Source organism: Serratia sp. Res13-Sevr-LER1-36-b (assembly GCF_015673035.1).
GTDB classification, from domain to species: Bacteria; Pseudomonadota; Gammaproteobacteria; order Enterobacterales; family Enterobacteriaceae; genus Chania; species Chania fonticola_C.
Genome location: NZ_JADACK010000038.1, coordinates 233,081 through 249,150 on the forward strand (window position 1 = coordinate 233,081; position 16,070 = coordinate 249,150).

Below are 16,070 nucleotides of genomic sequence, written 5' to 3' on the forward strand. Positions count from 1 at the left end.
AATTCGTCAGTAGTAATACCTTAAATACGGGTAAAAGTTCCACTGATACCGTAAATTTTAGGTATTAAGCCAATGTGCCCGCCCCACGACAAGGTGGCGAAGCCGGCACCGTATCCTGCAGCCCTTCCCACTCTTTCAGGGTATAGGTATGCAATGCCAGCGCGTGTACGCCGTTTTCCAGCTCTTCCGCTAACACGCCATAAATGGAGCGATGCCGGGTCAGGAACCGTTCGCCGACAAAGCGGTCGCTCACCAACACCACTTTGAAATGACTTTCGGATCCAGCAGGAACGTTATGCCGATAGCTCTCATCAGTCACTTCCAGATACGCGGGTTCAAACGCCGCCCTTAACTTTGCTTCTATTTGCTCGCGGATCATAGGATCTCCTTACAACACCGGCAGGCTACCAGGTTCTACTTTAATATTAGTCGGTTTTGCCCCCGCCAGAACATGGCTATCGTAAATCACACGACTCAATGCCGAAAAATTCATCAATAAAAGTGGCTCAGTTGAGGTTTATCCGATTGAGCCTCGCGAAAAAGCCTGTTTTTATCCTGGTTGAGGAAAAATTTACGTCACGGCCACCTTCAACACTTCCCCCCGTTGTTGGCAATGCTATGATGGCGGCAATTTATCGTTGACTCTAGCGCTTTGATTATCAAGCACCCACAACCCTGCCCGCGGGCTTGAACAGCACCGGGTATAAAACCACGATTGATGAGACAGTCATAATGTTAAAAAAACTTTGTCTTCCGCTGCTGGCTGCACTGCTGCTGGCTGGCTGTGCCACCAGCACCAATACCCTGAACGTAACCCCGAAGATCGTGTTGCCACAGCAGGATCCCACCCTGCAAGGGATCACCATCAGCATTAACGGTGCAGACCAACGCCCCGATCAGGCACTGGCAAAAGTGAACCGTGACGGCCAACTGATCACCCTGACCCCATCACGTGATCTGCGCTTCCTGCTACAAGAAGTGCTGGAAAAGCAAATGGGCGCGCGTGGCTATATGATTGGGCCATCAGGTGCGGTTGATTTGCAGATCGTGGTCAATACGCTGTTTGCCGACGTTTCCCAAGGCAACCTGCGCTACAACATCACCACCAAAGCGGATATTTCAATCATCGCGCAGGCCAAAAACGGCAACAAGCAGGTGAAGAACTACCGTTCTACCTATAACGTGCAGGGTGCCTTCACCGCCAGCAATGAAAAAATCACCGATGCGGTCAACACCGTGCTGGGTGACGTCATCGCCGATATGGCTCAAGACACCAGCGTCAACGACTTTATCAAGCAAAACGCACGTTAATCAGGCAATGCCTCGCGCTGCTCGGTTAACAGAGCAGCGCAGATCGGGATCTCATGTCGAAACAGTATCTGAATATTTTTACCCAGCGTAATTCCGTCATCCTGTTGGTGTTGGGCTTTGCCTCGGGGCTGCCGCTGGCATTGACCTCCGGCACGTTGCAAGCCTGGATGACCGTCGAAGGCCTCGATCTGAAAACCATTGGTATTTTCTCGCTGGTGGGTCAGGCCTACGTATTCAAGTTCCTCTGGTCTCCGTTTATGGATCGCTACACTCCCCCGTTCCTCGGGCGGCGGCGTGGCTGGCTGTTGATCAGCCAGTTGCTGCTGGTAGTGGCCATCGTGGCGATGGGGTTTATGAATCCGTCACAGCATCTATGGTGGCTGGCCACGCTGGCGGTGGTGGTGGCATTCTGTTCTGCCTCACAGGATATTGTTTTTGACGCCTACAAAACCGATTTGCTGGCGGCCGAAGAACGCGGAACCGGGGCCGCAGTGTCAGTACTGGGTTATCGCCTGGCGATGCTGGTCTCCGGCGGGTTGGCCCTGTGGCTGGCCGATCGCTATTTCGGTTGGCAGGCGACTTACTGGCTAATGGCCGGGCTGATGCTAATTGGCGTAGCCGCTACGCTGATGGCACCGGAACCGGACGACAGCATTCCTGCGCCGCGCACCCTCGAGATGGCGGTAGTCGCTCCACTGCGTGACTTCTTCGCCCGTAACAATGCCTGGCTGATCCTGTTGCTGATCGTGATGTATAAGATGGGTGACGCTTTTGCCGGGAGTTTGAGCACCACCTTTCTGATCCGCGGCGTCGGCTTCGATGCTGGCGAGGTCGGCCTGGTGAATAAAACCCTCGGTCTGTTTGCCACCATCGTTGGGGCCCTGTTCGGCGGCGTCTTGATGCAACGTCTCAGCCTGTTCCGGGCGCTGATGCTGTTCGGCATTTTGCAGGCGGTATCCAACATCGGTTACTGGCTGTTGGCGATCACCGCTAAAAACATCCTGACGATGGGCAGCGCCATTTTCCTGGAAAACCTGTGTGGCGGCATGGGCACCGCAGCCTTTGTCGCCCTGCTGATGACCCTGTGCAACAAATCCTTCTCCGCCACCCAGTTTGCCCTGCTCTCGGCGCTCTCCGCCGTTGGCCGTGTTTACGTCGGGCCGATTGCCGGTTGGTTCGTGACCGCCCATGGCTGGCCACTGTTTTATCTCTTCTCCATCGCGGCGGCGGTTCCAGGCCTGCTGCTGCTGTTAATCTGCCGCCAGACGCTGGAGTACACGCAACGTACCGACAACTTTATGCCACGCACTGAGTTTCGTGCCGCCTATCGCTGGGCATTGCGTCTGTTAGGCGTCGGATGCTCGCTGCTAGGCGTATGGCTGCTGTTGCTGATCGCCAATGCGCTGAATTGGACCAACTGGCCCGACCTTGCTGTGCAGCTGCTGCAAACCGGTGCCATGCTGAGCCTGGTGGGGATTATCATGGGCAGCCTGTTGGACTACCTGGCGTTGCGCCGAACGCAATTAGCATGATTTTTTTGTTGGCCGATAAAATTCGGCCAACAAAAAAGCATCAGAAAAACGAATTTATTTCGTTAAAAATTTAATATTTTTACCAAAGCTATTTTTTTACCCGAGTAAAACGCTCGGAAATAGATTTTAATTCACCTCAACAAAACAAAAATTTTACATTAAATAAACCTTTTTGCGCCTATTCAAACATCGCCACCGCTGACGCGATATCCTGACATACCCTTGGTTTTCCATGACATAGCATCCCCCCGGAACGATTCAGCTCGCCAACGCGTTGTTGCCATTAGTAAATTGTCACCTAACGTTACATGTGTGACCCCCTTAACAGAAAGTGTCAACAAGCCGCTGACACTCTCTTAAGTATGTTTACAGTACTGCAACCTTCCCGTAAAATGCCCGCACACATGAAACGACAATATAGAGCCTTGGTAATTGGGGTCGTTAGATGAGACTTAAGAAATACAATAAAAGTATTGGGATGTTATCCTTAATTGTCGCCACCGTTATGCTAAGCGGTTGCGATATGGTGTTGATGGATCCCAAAGGAGCAATAGGTGTTGAGCAACGAAGACTGATCCTCACGGCAATCGGCTTGATGCTGATCGTTGTGGTGCCAGTGATCTTCATGGCATTTGCCTTTGCCTGGAAGTATCGTGCTTCCAACAAGAGCGCCAAGTACAGTCCGAATTGGTCACACTCCAACAAGATTGAAGCGGTCGTCTGGACCATTCCAATCATTATCATCGCCATCCTTGGCACCATAACCTGGAAAACAACCCACGCGCTGGATCCATTCAAGCCGATTGTCGCCGACAAAAAGCCAATGACCATCGAAGTGGTGTCGTTAGACTGGAAATGGCTGTTCATCTACCCTGAGCAGGGTATCGCGACCGTTAATGAGTTGGCTTTCCCGAAAGATGTTCCCGTCGAATTCAAAGTCACCTCTAACTCGGTAATGAACTCGTTCTTTATTCCTCAGTTAGGTGGGCAGATTTATGCGATGGCCGGGATGCAGACCAAACTGCACCTGATCGGTAACGAGTCTGGGCAGTATAAAGGCATTTCCAGTGGTTACAGCGGTGCGGGTTTCTCCGGCATGAAATTCACTGCGATTGTTACTCCGACCGAAGGCGACTTCGATCAATGGGTTAACAAAGTGAAGGGGTCTCCTAATACCCTTGACACCACCAGCGACTTTAACAAACTGGCCGAGCCGAGTGAAAACAACCCGGTTGAGTACTTCTCCAGTGTCAAACCGAATTTGTTCAAAGAGACTATTGGCAAATTCATGGGTGATATGCACATGCACAAGGGCGCAGAAGCTTCGGCGCACCAGGGCATGGACATGAGCCAGGGTATGGACATGGGCGAACATGCTCACGCCGGAGCCGAGGAATAAACAGATGTTGGGAAAATTAACACTTGATGCGGTTCCGATTCATGAACCTATTGTCATGGTCACCGTTGCTGCCATTATCGTTGGTGGCTTGGCGCTGCTGGCGCTGATCACCTATCTCGGCAAATGGAAGTGGCTGTGGAGCGAATGGCTGACTTCTGTCGACCATAAAAAAATCGGTATCATGTACATCATCGTGGCAATTGTTATGCTGCTGCGTGGTTTTGCTGATGCCATCATGATGCGTAGCCAGCAGGCGCTTGCGTCTGCCGGTGAGGCCGGATTCCTGCCGCCGCACCACTACGATCAGATCTTTACCGCGCACGGCGTCATCATGATCTTCTTCATGGCGATGCCTTTCGTGGTGGGCCTGATGAACGTGGTGGTTCCGTTGCAAATCGGTGCCCGCGACGTTGCCTTCCCGTTCCTGAACTCCCTGAGCTTCTGGTTCTTCGTGGTCGGCGTCGTCTTGATCAACATCTCGCTGGGTGTCGGTGAATTCGCACAAACCGGCTGGTTGGCCTACCCACCGTTGTCGGGTAAGGAATACAGCCCTGGCGTCGGGGTCGATTACTGGATCTGGAGTCTGCAGATTTCCGGTCTGGGTACCCTGTTGACCGGTGTGAACTTCTTCGCCACCATCCTGAAGATGCGTGCCCCTGGCATGCCGATGATGAAGATGCCGGTATTCACCTGGGCAGCACTGTGTACCAACGTGCTGATCATCGTCTCCTTCCCAATTCTGACCGTAACCATCGCGTTGCTGACCCTGGATCGCTATCTGGGTACCCATTTCTTTACCAATGATATGGGCGGCAACATGATGATGTACATCAACCTGATTTGGGCCTGGGGTCACCCAGAGGTGTATATCCTGGTTCTGCCGGTGTTCGGTGTGTTCTCTGAAGTCACCGCCACCTTCTCGAAGAAGCGTCTGTTCGGCTATACCTCACTGGTATGGGCAACCATTGCGATCACCGTTCTGTCGTTTATCGTTTGGCTGCACCACTTCTTTACCATGGGGTCCGGTGCCAACGTTAACGCCTTCTTCGGGATTGCCACGATGATCATTTCCATCCCGACCGGGGTGAAAATCTTCAACTGGTTGTTCACCATGTATCAGGGCCGTATTCAGTTCACCTCGCCAATGCTATGGACCGTGGGCTTCATCATCACCTTCTCCATCGGTGGGATGACCGGCGTACTGCTGGCGGTACCGGGTGCCAACTTCGTGCTGCACAACAGCCTGTTCCTGATTGCCCACTTCCATAACGTGATTATCGGTGGTGTGGTGTTCGGTTGCTTCGCTGGCCTGACCTACTGGTTCCCTAAAGCCTTTGGCTTCCGTCTGAATGAGACCTGGGGTATCCGCGCATTCTGGTTCTGGATCATCGGTTTCTTCGTCGCCTTTATGCCGCTGTACGTATTGGGCTTCATGGGGATGACCCGTCGTATCAGTCAGAATATCGACCCTGAGTTCCACACGTTGCTGCTAGTTGCGGCTGGCGGTGCAGCACTGATTGCCTGCGGTATCCTGTGCCAATTGATTCAGATCTACGTCAGTATCCGCGACCGCGAGCAGAATCGCGATCTGACCGGTGACCCGTGGGGTGCACGTACGCTGGAGTGGTCAACATCTTCACCACCTCCGTTCTATAACTTTGCCGTAGTGCCAGAAATTCACGATCGTGATGCGTTCTGGGACATGAAAGAAAAAGGTGAAGCCTATAAGAAACCCGCGAAATACGAGCCGATTCATATGCCGAAGAATACCGGCGCCGGTGTGATTATTGCTGGCTTCAGCCTGGTATTTGGTTTCGCGATGATCTGGGATATCTGGTGGATGGCGATTGCTGGCTTCGTCGGCATGATCGTGACCTGGATCGTCAAGAGCTTCGATGAAGATGTTGATTACTATGTGCCGGTTGATGAGATCGAGCGCATTGAAAACCAACACTATGAACAAATCAGCAAAGCAGGCGTGAAACATGTCAACTGATACTCTGACCAACCATAGCGCAGCCCATGCCGAGCATGGGCACCACGACGCAGGAGAAACCAAGGTCTTCGGATTCTGGGTTTACCTGATGAGCGACTGTATTTTGTTTGCGAGCTTGTTCGCAACCTATGCAGTACTGGTGAACGGGACCGCGGGCGGTCCCACTGGGAAAGATATCTTCGACCTGAATTTTGTACTGGTTGAAACTTTCCTCCTGCTGTTCAGCTCCATCACCTACGGTATGGCGATGATCGGCATGAACAAGGGTAAGGTAAGCAGCGTTAACACCTGGCTGTTCCTGACCTTCCTGTTTGGCGTCGGCTTCGTGGCGATGGAGATCTATGAATTCCATCACCTGATCGCCGAAGGTTACGGCCCAGACCGCAGTGCGTTCCTCTCCAGCTTCTTTGCGCTGGTAGGTACTCACGGTCTGCACGTAACCACCGGTCTGATCTGGATCATCATTATGATGATTCAGGTGAGCAAGCGTGGCCTGAACCCAACCAATAAAACCCGTCTGATGTGTCTGAGCCTGTTCTGGCACTTCCTGGACGTGGTCTGGATCTGCGTATTTACCGTTGTCTACCTGCTGGGGGTAATGTAAATGAGCCATTCATCCCATGATACCTCTCACGGCGGCGCAAGCCACGGTAGCGTGAAGTCATATCTGACCGGCTTTATCCTGTCGGTCATCCTGACGGTAATTCCATTTGCGATGGTGATGAGCGGCAGCGCCTCTCACTCCACCATCCTGGCGGTCGTGGTCGGCATGGCGGTTATCCAGGTGATCGTTCACCTGGTTTACTTCCTGCATATGAACACCTCATCGGAAGAGCGCTGGAACCTGGTGGCATTGCTGTTCACCGTTATGATCATCGGTATCGTTGTTGTGGGTTCACTCTGGATTATGTACAACCTCAACATCAACATGATGGTCGATTAAGAGCAGAGCTGGACGTGATGATTAAGCAATACCTGCAAGTAACTAAACCAGGAATTATTTTCGGTAATTTAATTTCTGTCGTCGGGGGATTCCTGCTCGCTTCCAAAGGGAGCATCGACTATCCCCTGTTTCTCGCCACCCTGTTAGGGGTCTCGTTGGTGGTTGCCTCGGGCTGTGTATTTAACAACTACATTGACCGCGACATCGACAAGAAAATGGAGAGAACGAAGAACCGGGTGCTGGTAAAAGGCCTGATGGCGCCGAGTGTGAGCCTGGTTTATGCTACCTTGCTGGGTATTGCTGGTTTTGCACTGCTGTATATCGCAGCCAACCCGCTGGCCATGTGGCTGGCGGTGATGGGCTTTGTGGTTTATGTCGGCGTTTACAGCCTGTACATGAAACGCCACTCGGTATACGGCACGCTGATCGGCAGCCTGTCTGGAGCTGCGCCACCGGTTATTGGCTACTGCGCGGTCACTAACGAGTTTGATGCTGGTGCATTGATCCTGCTGGCTATCTTTAGCCTGTGGCAGATGCCGCATTCTTATGCGATTGCCATCTTCCGCTTTAAAGATTACCAGGCAGCCAATATCCCGGTGCTGCCGGTGGTGAAAGGCATCTCCGTTGCCAAAAACCACATTACGCTCTACATCCTGGCGTTTATGATCGCCACGCTGATGTTGACCCTGGGCGGTTATGCAGGCTACAAATACCTGATCGTCGCAGCGGCGGTGAGCGTGTGGTGGTTAGGCATGGCGTTACGCGGCTACAAAGCGGAAAATGACAGCGTCTGGGCGCGCAAACTGTTTGTGTTCTCAATCGTGGCCATTACTTCACTCAGCGTAATGATGTCGATCGATTTCAGTGCCAGTGCCACACCGGAAACCCTGTTAACCTACGCTTGGTAAAACAGCGGTTATCTGCGAATGGGCCGCTTAGCGGCCCATTTTATTTGTTTCGGAGAAAAGCACGCCAACTGTAATATCTGTTAAACAACATTCGATTTACCCCCCCTGCCCTACGCACTAGAATGACGCAACTTTGCCGAGGCGATTCCAACTGGCTAAGTCCCCCGCTTAACCTGTTGGAATAGGTTCGATACCCTATGAATTTCAAGTTGCAGCTAGGCGACAAGCTTGCTCATCCCCAGGAGCTTACTTTTGTAAGTGACTGGGGTGAGCAAGTGCAGCTAACAACGCTGCAACTTGAAAGGCGACGGGTTAACTGAGGTTTACATGAACGACAATATTATGACGCCCCAAGAACGCCGCGCAACCTGGGGCTTGGGTACCGTCTTTTCCCTACGCATGCTCGGCATGTTTATGGTGTTACCGGTCCTGACCACCTATGGGATGGCGCTGCACGGTGCCAGCGAGGCACTGATCGGCCTGGCTATCGGTATTTATGGTCTGGCGCAGGCGGTATTTCAGATCCCCTTCGGCCTGATTTCCGACCGCGTTGGCCGTAAGCCACTGATCGTCGGCGGGCTGTTGATCTTCGCCCTTGGCAGCGTTATCGCGGCCTTAAGTGACTCCATTTGGGGCATCATTCTTGGGCGTGCATTGCAAGGTTCCGGGGCGATAGCTGCTGCGGTAATGGCGCTGCTGTCGGATTTGACTCGCGAGCAGAACCGAACCAAGGCGATGGCGTTTATCGGCGTCAGCTTCGGTATCACTTTTGCTATCGCCATGGTGGTGGGCCCGATAGTGACCCATGCCTTCGGTTTGCATGCGTTGTTCTGGATGATTGCCGTGCTGTCATTAGCCGGTATCGCGATTACCTTGCTGGTCGTCCCTTCTGCCGATGAACACGTGCTGAACCGGGAATCGAGCATCGTACGGGGCAGTTTCAGCAAGGTGCTGAACAATTCGCGGCTGTTGAAACTCAATTTTGGCATCCTGTGCCTGCATATCCTGCTGATGTCCAGCTTCGTCGCCCTACCGCTGGCGATGGAAAAAGCTGGGCTGGCCGCTGCGGATCACTGGAAAGTCTATCTGGTCACCATGTTGGTTTCCTTCATTGCCGTAGTGCCATTTATCATCTATGCAGAAAAATATCGCCGCATGAAGCAGGTCTTTATGGGCTGCGTAGCGGTTCTGTTTTGCGCCGAGGTGGTGCTGTGGTTTTCTGGCCAGCATCTATGGGGCATCATTGCCGGGGTGCAGCTGTTCTTTATGGCGTTTAACGTCATGGAAGCCATCCTGCCTTCGCTGATCAGCAAAGAGTCCCCTGCGGGTTATAAAGGCACGGCGATGGGCGTTTACTCCACCAGCCAGTTTATTGGCGTGGCCATCGGCGGCAGCATGGGCGGCTGGTTATATGGTTTTCAGGGAGCAGGGTTGGTCTTTATCGCCGGTGCGGTGCTTGCCGCCGTCTGGTTTGTGGTCAGCAGCACCATGAAAGAGCCCCCTTACGTCAGCAGCCTGCGTATCACGTTGTCTGAACTGGCGGTAAAAGATTCGGCGTTACAAAGCCGCTTGCTGGCTCAGCCGGGCGTAGCGGAAGCGGTTGTGGTTCCCGAGGAGCGCAGCGCTTACGTGAAGGTAGATACCAAACAGACCAATCGCGGTCAGTTGGAAGCCCTGATCGCAGCGCTTTAAGGATACCCATCTACTTTGGCTTGATCGTCTGTTGTTCCCCCTCACCCCAACCCTCTCCCCAAAAAGGAGAGGGAGCTGGTACGGCATTATAGTCAGGCACAACACTCTGCCTGTAGCATGTTCAGTAAAATATTTGACGTGGGATTGCAGACTGGAACAGACGTAACGTCGTGGCACGATCGGTCCCCTCTCCCTGTGGGAGAGGGTTAGGGTGAGGGGCTATCCCCCCAGATCGGTACTACTTAATCGCGGAAGTTTTTAAACTGGAACGGCTGCCCCAGATCGGCACCACGGATCAGCGCCATCACGCTTTGCAGATCGTCACGCGCCTTACCGGTAACGCGGATTTCATCACCCTGGATCTGCGCCTGTACCTTCAGCTTGCTGTCTTTGATCAGCTTGACGATCTTCTTCGCCATTGAGCTTTCGATCCCCTGCTTGAGCTTGGCATCCACGCTGTAGGTTTTGCCACTGTGGGTCAGCTCTTCCGGGATCTCCAGCGCGCCGCCTTCAATGCTGCGTTTCATCAGTTTTTCGCGCAGGATATCCAGCAGTTGCTGCACCTGGAAGTCAGACTCGCTGGCGACCTTAATGCTTTCGTCTTTCTCGTTCAGCTCAAAGCTGGCCGGTACGTTACGGAAATCCCAACGGGTGCTGAGATCGCGGGTAGCGTTATCAACGGCGTTGCGAACTTCCTGCATATCAATTTCGGAAACGATGTCGAAAGATGGCATACTTCTCTTCCTCCTGAATGGGTGCTGTATGATTTCGTTGCCGTGCATGATACCCGCTTTGCGGTTTCAGGCAAAATTCAGATATACGCCTGAACAAGACGTTCAACAACAGAAAAGCCTATAATCAAAAGGATGCATCAGTGGTCTTTCCGAAAACCAGGGAGATGAAATGAAAATAACCATTCTTGGTTGCGGCGCGCTCGGACAACTGTGGCTAGCCAAACTCTATCAGCAGGGCCACGATGTACAGGGATGGTTACGGGTGCCCCAGCCATTTTGCGCGGTCAACGTCATTGAACCCGACGGCACATCATTTAACCGTAATTTGCCCACCAACGATCCCGAACACCTGCGACACAGTGAGTTACTGCTGGTCACGCTGAAAGCCTGGCAGGTTTCCAGCGCGGTGACGGCATTGCTGCCCAAATTAAACCCTCGCTGTGCCATTTTGCTGCTGCATAACGGCATAGGGACTCAAGAGGAGTTGCCACCGCACAGCCAGCCGGTGCTACAGGGCATCACCACCCATGCCGCACGCCATGATGGTAACACCATTGTGCACGTCGCCAACGGCACCACCCATATCGGCCCAACAACCCAGCAAGCGACCCATCTCAGCCATCTGGCAGAGATTCTGCATCAAGCCCTGCCAGACGTTGCCTGGCATAACAATATTGCTTCGGCCAGTTGGCGCAAGCTGGCGGTCAACTGCGTCATCAACCCGCTAACCGTACTGTATGACTGCCGTAATGGCGATCTGCAACGCTATCCTGAGCAGATAGAGCTTATCTGCCGTGAAGTGGCTAGCGTGATGGAGATGGAAGGTCACCACACCTCGTGCGAAAGCCTGATGTTCTATGTGATGCAGGTGATCCAGTCAACGGCGGACAACACCTCCTCGATGCTGCAGGATATCCGTTCTCAACGGCACACCGAAATCGACTACATTACCGGTTATTTGCTGCGTCGCGGACGCAGCCACGGCATTCCCCTGCCAGAAAATACCCGGCTGTTCGAAATCATTAAACGCAAGGAAAATAGCTATGAGCGCATCGGCATTGGTCTGCCTCGCACCTGGTAGTGAAGAAACCGAGGCAGTAACCACCATCGACCTGCTGGTTCGCGCCGGAGTCAAAGTAACGACCGCCAGCGTTGCCAGTGACGGTGACCTGACCATCGTCTGCTCACGCGGCGTGAAACTGCTGGCAGACGCCCCCTTGGTGGCGATTGTTGACGACCACTTTGACGCCATCGTCTTACCTGGCGGTATCAAGGGTGCTGAATGTTTTCGCGATAGCCCATTGCTGGTGGAAAAAGTCCGCCAGATGCATCTGCAAGGCAATATTGTCGCCGCCATCTGTGCAGCACCGGCCTTGGTATTGCAGCATCACCAACTGTTCCCGATCGGCAACATGACCGGCTTCCCCGGCCTGAAAGAGCAGATCCCGGAAGGGCAGTGGATGGAAAGACGCGTCGTGTTCGATCCACGCGTCAACCTGCTCACCAGCCAAGGGCCTGGCACCTCGATGGAGTTTGCCCTGAAACTGATCGATTTGCTGTTGGGTAAGGCCAAAGCGGCTGAGATAGCGGCACAGCTGGTACTGATCCCCGGCATGTACGACTTCCGCGATTGAATCAATATCGGCAGGCCGGCTGGCCTGCCAATGGCTTATTCGCTGATGGTAAAGGTCAGCGTTGAAAGCAACACGGATTCATCACATTTCGCCTTATCCACATAAGGCAGTTTATGTTCGGTTTCGACTACCCAATATCCTGCCTTCAACGGGTAAACATTGACTTTGCCCTTGCCGTCGGTCTGATTCAAAAAGGCTTTGGCATGACTATGAGTATGCCCGTGGTGCTCATGTTGGTCGCCAAAACCGGCAAACGTCGCCGTCACATCGGCATTCTTTAGCGGTTTCCCGTCATACAATACCTGTATTGGCAACGGCTGCCCTGCCTTGATGGTGGCCGGGTTGGCTAACGGGATAATTTCCAGCTGCAACCCCTGCGGCTGGCTGATGACGGCGGTCTCTGTCGCACCATCGATATTCACAATGGTTTTGCCAAACATGGAAGCCCGCTCGCAGTAGAGCGCGTCTGGCATTTCCGTCCTGCTCTGCTGTTGCCATCCCGCTTTATTTTTCGACCAATAGGTGGGTTTATAGATAGCGATAGCGGCATAGCTGCCCTTGGCTAACGGTTTTTCCGTCACGAACTGGTAATTCTCTTTACCAGGCTTCAGCAGCAGATCCCCATTTTTTCCGATCAGCTGTGCCGGTGCGAAAATGTGCAGGCGATCTTCAGGGATCGCTTCTGCGGTAGGGAACTCATCTCCATAACCGAGCTCTATCGTGCTCTGCCCACCCGCAGCGGGTAGCGCATTAACCCATAAAGAATGGGCCTGAGAATGGCTGACAAACCAAAAAGGCAGTATCACAACCAACTTTTTTAACTGCATTAACCTGCTCCTTTCCCAACCAATAAAAAGATATGTTATAACATAACAATAAATAAACCAAAGTAAGCCACTCTGTCAAAGTTATTCGAGGGGAAAGAGAAAAAAGGAGGGTCAAACAGGGGGAGTGGTTAAGGATAGCAACACCAGAGAAACGGCATTGCTACCCTGCAACACAGATTACGGGCGGTAGACTTTAACGTTAGCGTAGCCCTGCTCCAGCAGGTACAGCGCTTGCAAACGGCTCATCACTCCGCGCTCACAGTACAGCAGATAGGTTTTGCTCTGATCGAGATCGGCAAACTGCGTGCCTAACTTGTAGAACGGCAGCAGTTTGACTTCCACCTGCGCCAGTTGCAGCGGCTTCTCTTCCTGCTCGTCCGCCGAACGGATATCCAGGATCACTTCGTCAGCGCTGAATTCAGCCACGGTTTCTACTTCGGCGACCTGCTGACTGGTTTCTTCTGCGATTGTGCGGATATCGACGTTACGCGCTTCGCGCACCACGCGATCGAGGATCTCGAAGTCAAAGTGCCCTTCTTCCTCTTCAATCCTGGTTTTGATTGCCTTGACCGTCGGGCTTTTTGAGATCACGCCACAATACTCTGGCATGGTCTTGGCGAAGTCTTCAGTGCCGATTTCACGCGCCACGTTGATGATGTGCTCTTTATCATGCGAGATCAGCGGACGCAGGATCAGGGTATCGGAGGCGTTATCGATCAGGCGCAGGTTGGTCAGAGTCTGGCTGGAAACCTGGCCCAGCGCTTCGCCGGTCACCAAAGCCTGTACGCCATAACGTTCAGCAACCTGGGAAGCGGCACGCACCATCATACGCTTGAGCACCACGCCCATCTGGCCGTCATCGACCTTTTCCAGGATCTCACCGACCACCGGTTCGAAATCGATCGCCACAAAGCGCACCTTGTGTGAGCTGCCGAAGCGGTTCCACAGATAGTAGGCAACCTGCTTGACGCCAATTTCATGCGCCGCGCCACCCAGATTAAAGAAGCAATAATGTACGCGACAGCCACGGCGCATCAGCATATAGCTGGAAACACCAGAGTCAAAACCGCCGGAAATCAGTGACAGCACATCTTCCTGGGTGCCGATCGGGTAGCCGCCAATGCCTTCGCGGCGCGCCTTGACCAACATCAGCTTGTCGTCATCGATCTCCAGGTTCACCGTGACCTGAGGGCGAGAAAGTTTGACTCGTGCGCTTTCAATATGCTGGTTCAAACCGCCACCTACGTAGCGCTCAACATCCTGCGAGCTGAACTCATGCTTGCCACGGCGTTTCACCCGTACGCAGAAGGTCTTGCCTTCCAGTTGCTCGCGGTAGGTTTCCAGCGTCTGCTCAAAGATGTGGTGGACATCGGTATAGGCGCGATCTTCCACCTCCAGGATATGGTGAATGCCGGGAATACGCGTCAGGGCATCGGCAATCACCGGGCGCTGATCTTCATCTTTGGCACGCACCTCGATAAAATCCCAGTGACGGACAACCGCCAGAGTTTCATCATACTGCTTCAGGACGTTACGGATGTTGGTAGTCAGGATCTTAATAAAGCGCAAGCGCACAGATTGACTCTTGATGGTGATTTCCGGGAACAATTTAATGATAAACTTCATGGCGGTCTTTATAGTCTGATGAAAATTAGGCAATACCTCTGCCCTACGGGGTTCAGCGGCGGCGGTTAGCTGCCACTGCAAGGCTATTAGGTATACAATGGCGATAAGATTGATAAAATCGCGGGCTGGCCGGGCTTTTATCAATCTTATCTGGGCGCGAAGTATATCACTATCTGCACGCGCGCCGTGCACAAAACCACATAGACGTGCCATGATTTGCTAATCAAGATCCGCTAGGATAGGCTCGGGCCCCACTGTTCACATGATGATGTAAAAAGAAAACTATGGCGAAAAAACCTGCACAATCAGACAGTAAAGAGCAAAGCATCAGCTTTGAGAATTCTCTGAGCGAACTTGAGAGTATCGTAACCCGTTTGGAATCCGGCGAGCTGCCGCTGGAAGATGCGCTCAATGAGTTTGAACGTGGCGTCCAATTGGCTCGCCAAGGCCAACAAAAGCTTCAACAGGCTGAGCAGCGCGTACAGATCCTGCTCAACGACCATAACGACGATGCTGCACTGACCCCTTTTACCCCGGACGCTGAGTAATTACGATGTCTGAGTTCCACGATCAGTTACAGGCCTTCCATCAGCGCAGCGATCGCGCACTGCTTGGTTATATCGCTCCGCTGCCGTTCAATGATGGCAAAATGGTTGAGGCGATGCGTCACGGTGCCTTGCTGGGCGGTAAACGGCTACGGCCTTTCCTGGTTTACGCCACCGGGCAAATGTTTGGCCTGAGCCTGGAGAATCTGGATGCCCCAGCGGCAGCGGTGGAGTGCATCCATGCCTATTCGCTGATCCATGACGACCTGCCAGCGATGGATGACGACGATCTGCGCCGTGGCCAGCCAACCTGCCATATCAAATTTGGCGAAGCCAACGCGATTCTGGCGGGCGATGCCCTGCAAACGCTGGCTTTCTCGATCCTGGCTGACGCCGACATGCCCGATGTGGCAGTGCGCGATCGGCTGGCGATGATTTCCGAACTGGCCAAAGCCAGCGGCGTTGCCGGTATGTGCGGTGGCCAGTCGCTGGATCTGGAAGCCGAAGGCAAGCAGATCGATCTACAGGCACTAGAACAGATCCATCGCCATAAAACCGGAGCGCTGATCCGTGCTGCGGTTCGCTTGGGGGCATTGGCCGCCGGTGAGCCGGGCCGTGCTGCACTCCCTGAACTTGACCGTTACGCGGCCGCCATTGGCCTGGCGTTTCAGGTGCAGGACGATATTCTTGACGTCGTGGGCGAAACCGAAAAAATCGGTAAACGCCAAGGCTCCGACCAACAGCTTGGCAAGAGTACCTACCCGGCCCTACTTGGGCTTGACAGCGCCAAGTTAAAAGCGTGGGATCTCTATCAGGAAGCCTTGGCCGCATTAGACTCGTTGGCCACACAATCTTATAACACCGCACCATTACGTGCATTGGCCAACTTCATTATTGAACGCGACAATTAACTCCTCTGATAT

General features: G+C 53.2%; 16 protein-coding genes. 12 read left to right on the plus strand and 4 right to left on the minus strand.

Annotation, left to right across the window (positions count from 1 at the left end):
* Positions 1-64 precede the first annotated feature (64 nt).
* Entirely contained in the window at positions 65-379 is a 315-nt protein-coding gene (bolA, locus tag IMQ33_RS23225; RefSeq protein ID WP_021805484.1) for a transcriptional regulator BolA, read from the minus strand.
* Positions 380-732: 353 nt separating this feature from the next.
* Between bolA and IMQ33_RS23230 the strand changes: the two genes are divergently transcribed.
* From IMQ33_RS23230 to IMQ33_RS23265, 8 genes are all read left to right on the plus strand, one after another.
* Positions 733-1,311 (plus strand): lipoprotein, encoded by a 579-nt coding sequence (locus tag IMQ33_RS23230; protein WP_021180171.1) that lies wholly within the window; start codon positions 733-735, stop codon positions 1,309-1,311.
* A gap of 53 nt (positions 1,312-1,364) precedes the next feature.
* Entirely contained in the window at positions 1,365-2,843 is a 1,479-nt protein-coding gene (gene ampG / locus IMQ33_RS23235) for a muropeptide MFS transporter AmpG (RefSeq protein ID WP_161713404.1), read from the plus strand.
* Between the two features lie 445 nt (positions 2,844-3,288).
* Positions 3,289-4,242 carry a cytochrome o ubiquinol oxidase subunit II gene (gene cyoA / locus IMQ33_RS23240; protein WP_098928421.1) on the plus strand — a complete coding sequence of 318 codons (954 nt, stop codon included), beginning with the start codon at positions 3,289-3,291 and terminating at the stop codon, positions 4,240-4,242.
* A 4-nt stretch (positions 4,243-4,246) separates the two neighbouring features.
* Positions 4,247-6,238: a cytochrome o ubiquinol oxidase subunit I gene (gene cyoB, locus IMQ33_RS23245; RefSeq protein WP_098928423.1), complete on the plus strand. Its 1,992-nt coding sequence runs from the start codon at positions 4,247-4,249 to the stop codon at positions 6,236-6,238.
* The gene (locus IMQ33_RS23250; protein ID WP_024483940.1) at positions 6,228-6,842 is read left to right on the plus strand and encodes a cytochrome o ubiquinol oxidase subunit III; all 615 of its coding nucleotides are present in this window, start codon (positions 6,228-6,230) and stop codon (positions 6,840-6,842) included. The genes cyoB and IMQ33_RS23250 overlap by 11 nt, the downstream gene beginning before the upstream one ends.
* Complete coding sequence (locus tag IMQ33_RS23255) at positions 6,843-7,181, plus strand: cytochrome o ubiquinol oxidase subunit IV (protein WP_021180176.1); 339 nt, start codon at positions 6,843-6,845, stop codon at positions 7,179-7,181. It begins immediately after the preceding gene.
* A gap of 17 nt (positions 7,182-7,198) precedes the next feature.
* A complete protein-coding gene (cyoE, locus tag IMQ33_RS23260; RefSeq protein ID WP_196062947.1) occupies positions 7,199-8,089 on the plus strand; it encodes a heme o synthase in 891 nt (296 codons plus the stop codon).
* Positions 8,090-8,416: 327 nt separating this feature from the next.
* On the plus strand, positions 8,417-9,781 hold the full coding sequence (locus tag IMQ33_RS23265; protein WP_161713405.1) for an MFS transporter: 1,365 nt from the start codon (positions 8,417-8,419) through the stop codon (positions 9,779-9,781).
* A gap of 242 nt (positions 9,782-10,023) precedes the next feature.
* Here the strand turns inward: IMQ33_RS23265 and IMQ33_RS23270 are convergent, their stop codons facing one another.
* Positions 10,024-10,515, minus strand: a complete 492-nt coding sequence (locus tag IMQ33_RS23270) for a YajQ family cyclic di-GMP-binding protein (protein ID WP_024483937.1) — start codon at positions 10,513-10,515, stop codon at positions 10,024-10,026.
* Between the two features lie 169 nt (positions 10,516-10,684).
* On the opposite strand from IMQ33_RS23270, the gene panE reads away from it, so the two are divergent.
* Positions 10,685-11,596, plus strand: coding sequence for a 2-dehydropantoate 2-reductase (gene panE / locus IMQ33_RS23275; protein ID WP_065683923.1), 912 nt, complete (start codon positions 10,685-10,687; stop codon positions 11,594-11,596).
* Positions 11,559-12,149, plus strand: coding sequence for a protein deglycase YajL (yajL, locus tag IMQ33_RS23280; protein ID WP_065683922.1), 591 nt, complete (start codon positions 11,559-11,561; stop codon positions 12,147-12,149). The genes panE and yajL overlap by 38 nt, the downstream gene beginning before the upstream one ends.
* Before the next feature lie 35 nt (positions 12,150-12,184).
* On the opposite strand, the gene IMQ33_RS23285 is transcribed toward yajL, so the two are convergent.
* Entirely contained in the window at positions 12,185-12,976 is a 792-nt protein-coding gene (locus tag IMQ33_RS23285; RefSeq protein WP_065683921.1) for a DUF4198 domain-containing protein, read from the minus strand.
* Positions 12,977-13,153: 177 nt separating this feature from the next.
* Positions 13,154-14,602, minus strand: a complete 1,449-nt coding sequence (gene thiI, locus IMQ33_RS23290; RefSeq protein WP_024528642.1) for a tRNA uracil 4-sulfurtransferase ThiI — start codon at positions 14,600-14,602, stop codon at positions 13,154-13,156.
* Positions 14,603-14,886: 284 nt separating this feature from the next.
* Between thiI and xseB the strand changes: the two genes are divergently transcribed.
* Together xseB and ispA are read left to right on the plus strand one after the other, a co-directional pair.
* Entirely contained in the window at positions 14,887-15,150 is a 264-nt protein-coding gene (gene xseB / locus IMQ33_RS23295) for an exodeoxyribonuclease VII small subunit (RefSeq protein ID WP_021180184.1), read from the plus strand.
* 5 nt (positions 15,151-15,155) lie between these two features.
* A complete protein-coding gene (ispA, locus tag IMQ33_RS23300; RefSeq protein ID WP_196062921.1) occupies positions 15,156-16,058 on the plus strand; it encodes a (2E,6E)-farnesyl diphosphate synthase in 903 nt (300 codons plus the stop codon).
* Positions 16,059-16,070 lie beyond the last annotated feature (12 nt).

Excerpts from the sequence above, each read along its gene's own strand:
- thiI (WP_024528642.1), bottom strand. The coding sequence starts at position 14,602 with ATGAAGTTTATCATTAAATTGTTCCCGGAAATCACCATCAAGAGTCAA.
- IMQ33_RS23255 (WP_021180176.1), top strand. The coding sequence starts at position 6,843 with ATGAGCCATTCATCCCATGATACCTCTCACGGCGGCGCAAGCCACGGT.
- xseB (WP_021180184.1), top strand. The coding sequence starts at position 14,887 with ATGGCGAAAAAACCTGCACAATCAGACAGTAAAGAGCAAAGCATCAGC.
- ispA (WP_196062921.1), top strand. The coding sequence starts at position 15,156 with ATGTCTGAGTTCCACGATCAGTTACAGGCCTTCCATCAGCGCAGCGAT.
- cyoE (WP_196062947.1), top strand. The coding sequence starts at position 7,199 with ATGATTAAGCAATACCTGCAAGTAACTAAACCAGGAATTATTTTCGGT.
- panE (WP_065683923.1), top strand. The coding sequence starts at position 10,685 with ATGAAAATAACCATTCTTGGTTGCGGCGCGCTCGGACAACTGTGGCTA.
- IMQ33_RS23270 (WP_024483937.1), bottom strand. The coding sequence starts at position 10,515 with ATGCCATCTTTCGACATCGTTTCCGAAATTGATATGCAGGAAGTTCGC.
- bolA (WP_021805484.1), bottom strand. The coding sequence starts at position 379 with ATGATCCGCGAGCAAATAGAAGCAAAGTTAAGGGCGGCGTTTGAACCC.
- IMQ33_RS23250 (WP_024483940.1), top strand. The coding sequence starts at position 6,228 with ATGTCAACTGATACTCTGACCAACCATAGCGCAGCCCATGCCGAGCAT.
- cyoA (WP_098928421.1), top strand. The coding sequence starts at position 3,289 with ATGAGACTTAAGAAATACAATAAAAGTATTGGGATGTTATCCTTAATT.
- cyoB (WP_098928423.1), top strand. The coding sequence starts at position 4,247 with ATGTTGGGAAAATTAACACTTGATGCGGTTCCGATTCATGAACCTATT.
- yajL (WP_065683922.1), top strand. The coding sequence starts at position 11,559 with ATGAGCGCATCGGCATTGGTCTGCCTCGCACCTGGTAGTGAAGAAACC.
- ampG (WP_161713404.1), top strand. The coding sequence starts at position 1,365 with ATGTCGAAACAGTATCTGAATATTTTTACCCAGCGTAATTCCGTCATC.
- IMQ33_RS23265 (WP_161713405.1), top strand. The coding sequence starts at position 8,417 with ATGAACGACAATATTATGACGCCCCAAGAACGCCGCGCAACCTGGGGC.
- IMQ33_RS23230 (WP_021180171.1), top strand. The coding sequence starts at position 733 with ATGTTAAAAAAACTTTGTCTTCCGCTGCTGGCTGCACTGCTGCTGGCT.
- IMQ33_RS23285 (WP_065683921.1), bottom strand. The coding sequence starts at position 12,976 with ATGCAGTTAAAAAAGTTGGTTGTGATACTGCCTTTTTGGTTTGTCAGC.